Annotated in this window: 6 protein-coding genes; 3 read left to right on the forward strand and 3 right to left on the reverse strand. The window is 42.6% G+C overall.

What is annotated here, in order from left to right:
- Positions 1–25 precede the first annotated feature (25 nt).
- On the forward strand, positions 26–1207 hold the full coding sequence (locus FMM05_RS20435; RefSeq protein WP_143375285.1) for an acetyl-CoA C-acyltransferase: 1182 nt from the start codon (positions 26–28) through the stop codon (positions 1205–1207).
- 150 nt (positions 1208–1357) lie between these two features.
- Positions 1358–3160, forward strand: coding sequence for an acyl-CoA dehydrogenase family protein (locus FMM05_RS20440; RefSeq protein WP_143375286.1), 1803 nt, complete (start codon positions 1358–1360; stop codon positions 3158–3160).
- Between the two features lie 308 nt (positions 3161–3468).
- Here FMM05_RS20440 and FMM05_RS20445 read toward each other — a convergent pair whose 3' ends face one another.
- From FMM05_RS20445 to FMM05_RS20455, 3 genes are all read right to left on the reverse strand, one after another.
- Positions 3469–3633, reverse strand: coding sequence for a lmo0937 family membrane protein (locus tag FMM05_RS20445; RefSeq protein WP_143375287.1), 165 nt, complete (start codon positions 3631–3633; stop codon positions 3469–3471).
- 24 nt (positions 3634–3657) lie between these two features.
- Positions 3658–4260: a DUF4142 domain-containing protein gene (locus tag FMM05_RS20450; protein ID WP_235894439.1), complete on the reverse strand. Its 603-nt coding sequence runs from the start codon at positions 4258–4260 to the stop codon at positions 3658–3660.
- A 108-nt stretch (positions 4261–4368) separates the two neighbouring features.
- Positions 4369–5571, reverse strand: coding sequence for an NAD(P)/FAD-dependent oxidoreductase (locus tag FMM05_RS20455; RefSeq protein ID WP_143375288.1), 1203 nt, complete (start codon positions 5569–5571; stop codon positions 4369–4371).
- Positions 5572–5704: 133 nt separating this feature from the next.
- Between FMM05_RS20455 and FMM05_RS20460 the strand changes: the two genes are divergently transcribed.
- Positions 5705–6907, forward strand: a complete 1203-nt coding sequence (locus FMM05_RS20460; protein WP_143375289.1) for an LETM1-related biofilm-associated protein — start codon at positions 5705–5707, stop codon at positions 6905–6907.
- Positions 6908–6956: the final 49 nt, after the last annotated feature.

The raw sequence follows: 6956 nt of genomic DNA on the forward strand, positions 1-6956 counted from the left end.
CCCTTTGGGGGTTAGGGGGCTTATTATGAAAACAGCATATATAGTAAAAGCATACAGAACCGCAGTGGGCAAAGCTCCAAAAGGTGTGTTCCGCTTTAAAAGGCCAGACGAACTGGCTGCAGAAGTAATTCAGTTTATGATGAACGAGTTGCCGGAATTCGACAAAACAAGAATTGATGACGTATTGGTGGGTAACGCCATGCCCGAAGCAGAGCAGGGGTTAAACTTTGCGCGCCTTATATCGCTTATGGGGTTAAAGGTAGATGATGTTCCGGGGGTTACGGTAAACCGCTATTGCGCATCCGGACTGGAAACCATAGCCATGGCTACCGCTAAGATCCAGAGTGGTATGGCTCATTGCGTTATAGCAGGGGGTGCTGAAAGCATGAGCTATATCCCTATGGGTGGCTACAAGCCGGTACCTGATTACCAAGCAGCTAAAAACGGCCATGAAGATTATTACTGGGGCATGGGCCTTACCGCAGAAGCTGTTGCAAAACAGTTTAAGGTAAGCCGTGAGGATCAGGACGAATTTGCGTTCCACTCGCATCAAAAAGCACTTAAGGCCCAGGCCGAAGGTAAATTCGACAAACAGATAGTACCTATTACAGTAGAACAAGTATATGTAGATGCTAACGGTAAAAAAGCCACAAAAAGCTACACGGTAACAAAGGATGAAGGTCCGCGTGCCGATACCTCTCTTGAAGCATTGGCTAAACTAAAACCCGTTTTTGCTGCCGATGGTAGTGTTACAGCAGGTACATCGTCTCAAATGAGCGATGGCGCAGCCTTTGTTTTGGTAATGAGCGAAGAGATGGTTAAAGAACTTAAATTAGAGCCTATTGCCCGTTTGGTAAGCTACGCCGCAGCCGGTGTAGAGCCAAGAATTATGGGTATCGGTCCGGTTAAAGCCATACCAAAAGCATTAAAGCTTGCCGGTTTGGAGTTAGAAGATATTCAGCTTATAGAACTTAACGAAGCATTTGCATCGCAGTCGCTTGCCGTTGTCAGAGAGCTGGGTATCAATAAAGATATTGTAAATGTTAATGGCGGCGCTATTGCCATGGGCCACCCACTGGGTTGTACCGGGGCTAAGCTATCGGTTCAGCTATTTGACGAAGCTAAACGCCGAGGCAATAAATACGGCATGGTAACTATGTGTGTGGGAACCGGTCAGGGCGCTGCGGGGATTTATGAGTTACTATAGGCCCCCTACCCCCCAAAGGGGGAACTCTTACCTCAATCGATAAAGTTAATTCTGCATTATAAACTATAGTTTTTTATCTACTGGTTAGAAACTTTTAAAATCCTACTGACCCCTGGTAGGTATTCCCCCTTTGGGGATTAGGGGGCTCTTATGGACACATTAGAAAAACAATTGGCTCGCGGTGGGCAATTCCTTGTAAAAGAAACAAGTAGTGAAGACGTGTTTACTCCCGAAGACTTTTCGGAGGAACAACAAATGATGCGAGACTCGGTTAAAGAGTTTATCGACCGTGAGATCTGGCCGAATAAAGACCGTTTTGAGAAAAAAGATTACGCACTTACTGAAGAGAGTATGCGCAAAGCCGGAGAGCTTGGCTTTCTTGGTGTGGCCGTGCCCGAAGAGTATGGCGGACTTGGTATGGGTTTTGTAAGCACCATGCTGGTTTGCGATTATATTAGTGGTGCTACAGGATCATTTTCTACTGCGTTTGGTGCCCATACAGGTATTGGTACTATGCCAATTACTTTGTATGGTACCGAAGAACAAAAACTTAAGTACGTTCCTAAACTTGCCAGTGGCGAATGGTTTGGCGCGTATTGCCTTACCGAACCGGGCGCAGGATCTGACGCTAACTCCGGCAAAACCAAAGCGGTTTTAAGCGAAGACGGCACACATTACAAAATCACCGGCCAGAAAATGTGGATATCTAACGCGGGCTTTTGCAGCGTGTTTATTGTATTTGCACGTATTGCCGATGATAAAAACATTACAGGCTTTATAGTAGAGAACGATCCGGCTAACGGGATTTCTCTTGGCGAGGAAGAGCACAAACTCGGTATCAGGGCGTCTTCTACCCGTCAGGTTTTCTTTAACGACACTAAAGTACCTGTAGAAAATATGCTGAGCGAGCGTGGCAACGGCTTTAAAATTGCCATGAATGCCCTTAACGTTGGCCGTATTAAGCTGGCTGCTGCCTGCCTTGATGCACAACGCAGAACGATAGCCAACTCGGTTAAATATGCTACCGAGAGGGTTCAGTTTAATACACCTATTGCTAATTTTGGTGCTATTCGTGCTAAGCTTGCCGAAATGGCTGCCAACTGCTACGCCGGAGAAAGCGCTGCTTACCGTGCTGCAAAAAATATTGAAGACCGTATTAATACCCGTGTCGCAAATGGCGACAGTCACCAGGATGCTGAATTAAAAGGCGTTGAAGAGTTTGCTATTGAATGCTCGATACTTAAAGTGGCAGTATCTGAAGATATTCAGAATTGTGCCGATGAAGGTATCCAGATATTTGGTGGTATGGGCTTTAGCGAAGATACACCAATGGAAAGCGCCTGGCGTGATGCCCGTATTGCCCGTATTTACGAGGGTACTAACGAGATTAACCGTATGTTAAGTGTTGGTATGCTGGTTAAAAAAGCCATGAAAGGCCATGTTGACTTATTAGGCCCTGCTATGAAAGTAGCTGAGGAACTGGTGGGTATACCATCATTCGACACCCCTGATTACTCTGAGCTTTTTGCTGAGGAGAAAGAACTTATTGGCAAGCTTAAAAAAGCATTTTTGATGGTTGCGGGTAGTGCGGTAAAAAAATACGGCCCCGCGTTAGATGAGCACCAGCAACTGCTAATGGCTGCAAGTGACATACTTATAGAGATTTACATGGCTGAGTCGGTTGTATTAAGAACAGAGAAACTTGCTAAAAGCAAAGGTGCCGATGCAGTTAAAGAACAAATAGCTATGGCGCAACTGTATCTGTACCATGCCGTTGACTTAGTTAACACTAAAGGTAAAGAAGGTATAGCATCATTTTCTGAAGGTGATGAGCAACGCATGATGCTTATGGGCTTAAGGCGCTTTACCAAATACAACAATATGCCTAACGTAGTGGCACTTAGGGAAACCATTGCCGCTAAAATTATAGCCGAAAACAACTACCCGTTTTAAAATATAGTTTTAAGTTAATTACTAAAAGTCCGTTGCAGGTGTGCCACTTGCAGCGGATTTTTTTTGCCAAAAAACAGCTTGATATTTCACTTTCGGACTTCGAGATTCGGCTTTTTTGCTAAATAGTTATCAGGTGGCAAATCAACCCTATTATTTTATCCATTTTGACCACAGAAAAAATATCACACGATATTTTGAGATTCCTCAATTCGCTGCATTTAGTCAAAATAGAAAACACATTGAAATATAAAAAAAACGCCGTTCCGGATGGTATCCGTAACGGCGTTTAAAATTGCCCAAGTTTCCTGTTAGTCCAGGGGCCTTCTGTTGCGTCTTAGCAAGTTCAGTAAAATCATGACAATTGCAACAACAAGCAACAAATGGATAAGTGCGCTGCCCACATGGTAGGCAAAGCTTCCAAGAGCCCAAAATACTATCAGTATTATGGCAATTATATACAGTATATTTCTCATAGCAGTGTTTTAATTAAACGCTGATTACTTAATCGCGTCTACTTTATCTTTGGCCATTTTAGAATGCTCAAGGTGTTTCCTTAATTCAGGCAGCATGTTAGCAGCCCACATCCTGATATCCGGGTCTTTAGCTTTTTCTGAAGCTTTTTCTATCTTATCAATAGTTTTTTCATGGCCGTCTACCATTGCATCAGTATATGCCTTGTCAAAATCATGGCCGGTTTTATCATTAAAATCAGCATATTTATCCTGGCCTTTTTCAGTTAATGAAGCCGGTAGTGTAATGCCTTTTTTATCGGCAAGGGCTTTAGTATCAGCCGCAGCCTTAGTGTGCGCAGTAATCATCATTGCAGCTAATGCCTTAACATCTGCATTAGTACTTTTAGTCTGCGCAAGTTTACCTAACTCAATCTCTTTCATATCAACTTCGGCAGCATCAACAAGGTATTGAGAATCGTCTTCTAAACTATCGGTAGCTTCGGTATCAAGGTTTTCTTCGTTAGCATCTTCTGCTACTTCTTTAGGGTCTTCTGTTTTTGGCTCGTTTTTACATGATCCCATACCAAATGACATGGTAACTACAGCAGCACCAAGAAACATTTTTGCAATTAAATTAGATTTTTTCATAATAGGTTATGTTTTGTTATTTTGTTTAAAGCTAAATTACTGCTTATATAAAGGCAGCGTTGTTAGCAATATCACAATAAGTGTTAGCAAAATATTAAATGATTGCAATTACCTGTCAAAGCTAAACAAAGGCACATCTTTATTATCCTTATCTAATATAAGATCCCTAATCATCTCAGCGGCAATAAGGCTAAAGGTAATACCATTACCCCCAAACCCCAGGGCAAAATAGCTGTTGGGCAGCTTACTGTATTCTCCTATATAAGGCAAACCGTCTTTGGTTGATCCAAAAGTACCCGTCCAGCTAAACTCAGGTTTAAAATCAAGATTAGGGAACAGCCTGTTAATATCGTTGGTAAGCTGTTTCGTTTTTCGCTTTAGGAGCTTATCCCGACGGACAGGGTCACGGAAGTCCTCGTCCCTGCCACCTACCAGCACACGGTTATCGGGTGTGGTGCGAATGTACAGGTACGGGTCGGCCGTATTCCATAGCAAAACCTCATCGTGCCAAAACGGCCTCTCGTTATATTGCTCACTAACTATTGCATAGGTAGATAGCAGGTCTACAATTTTTTTATCAATAAAATTTACCACTTCGTACCCCGTGGCATACACTATTTTTTTTGCCTTAATAGTATAACCGGTTTCGGTAGCAAGCACTACCCCATTTTTGCTATGCTTTATATCAACTACAGGGCTACGGTCAAAAATACAGTTCTCAACACCTTTTACATTGTGCTGCAGCAGGCAATGTGCCAGCATATAGGCATTGGTTTGCGCACCCTGCTCAGATAATATGGCACCAAAGCATTCAAAATCATATTGTTTTTTAACCGCATCAGCATCAAGCCAGATAACATCAAATCCAGCTGCCTTGCGGGCTTCAAACTCCTTTTTAAGCCAGCTTACATCTTTTTTATAAGCAGCGTAGTACAAGCTCTTTTTACGTTCAAAATACTCAATACCCACCTTTTTAGCCAGCTCACCAATCTTGTCAATAGCTTCACTGCATAGCTGGTAGGAGCGTTCGGCCTTTTCTTTGCCAATCATATCGGTAAGTTTATAGAGCGGCACATCAATTTCATATTGAAGTAACGATGTACTGGCACTGGTACTACCCAGGCCAATGGTTCGGGCATCTACCGTGGTGCATTGTATGCCGGCTTCTATAAGGTGGTAGCGCACCAGCGCACCGCTTATCCCCGCACCAAGAATCACGACATCGGTTTCTACATCATGGTCGAGTTTGGGAAACGTAAACGGCAACCCGTCTTTAACTAACCAAAATGGATAGCCTGCTTTTAGTGTCATAAAAAATATATTTGTTAAAACAAATGTATCGTATTTAAGATAAGCACAATTAACGCGAAATTAATTATAGGTTTTATTTAACTGTTGTTCAATACCCTTAAAAATGCATAGCTTTGCAGCAACGTAGTTAGTAATGATAAACCCAAGTGCCAGCGGCTGGATAGACAAATTTTTTGGCCAGCTTACCAACCGCCTTACCGTATACCCCAACTCCCATGCCCTGTCCAGGGCAATTAGGGATACCGGCTTTATATATGGGCATGTACTATCATTTACTAACCTTGATACCCGCGAAACCAAAGGCTGGACTACGGAAGAGGTTACCAAGGCCGCACTGCTTAATGCACTGTTTGATGTGTACCGCCTTATTGAGAATAACGAGGATACTCCTGCTTTTATAAAAAAAGCTATAATTTTTTATAAAGAAATGCAGCCCGGTGGTTATGAGTTTCTTAAAAAAATGCTGCCCACCGCCCCTGCAAGCCATGAGCTTGAAGATATACTGGATGATCGCATTAAAACCAACAGCAACATTATTAGCCGCAACTTTAGCCACATACTTACTAATGCGCTGTTGTTTATGGATGTGCTTGCCTTCAGGCAGTTTTTGCTGAACAGCGAAATACCTGAAAAGTATCTGCGCAAGCTGGAAGAAACGGTTATGGGCATTGTAACCATTGCCCTGCAAAGCAAAGAGGATAAAAGCGATTATGATGATTTGCTCATTAAGCTTTTCGAATCATCTGTTCGATATACTAAGCTATCACAAATTAATACCGGCGATATGGAAACAGCAGGCTTTGACTATTTTGAGTCGAAATCTGAAAAGAATTACCTGCTGGATATGGCTGCGATGGCTATATGGAGTGATGGCCGCGCACAGCAAAGCGAGATCGACTTTTTATATACATTATCAGAAAGGCTTGGACTTAGTGATGATGCCGCTGCCGAGAGTATGGCATCTTTTGACGTGTTTATAAAGATAAATAAAAAGCATATCCCCTATTTTAAATACAGTAATCCTGTAAAGCATTTTTACGACCATGCGGCACAAAGCGTTACCCTGCTTATAAACCGCAACAAAAAGCGCCTTATAAAAGAGCTATCTAACAATGGCGAGCTTATGCTGCTGCTTACCCACTCTACCCACCGCAACCTAAACGAAAAGGAAAAGAAAAAGGTAAAAAAGCAGCTGTTAGAAATTTGCAAGACCGTACCATCACTTACTATTTTTCTGCTCCCCGGGGGCAGCCTGCTGTTGCCATTGCTTATAAAGTTTATTCCGCAATTGTTACCCAGCGTGCTCAATGAGAATTTAGAGCGTGATGGTGAGTAATATGTGATGAAATTACATACAATTGAGATATCATATTGATTATCGTATA

Source organism: Flavobacterium zepuense (assembly GCF_007097145.1).
GTDB lineage: Bacteria > Bacteroidota > Bacteroidia > Flavobacteriales > Flavobacteriaceae > Flavobacterium > Flavobacterium zepuense.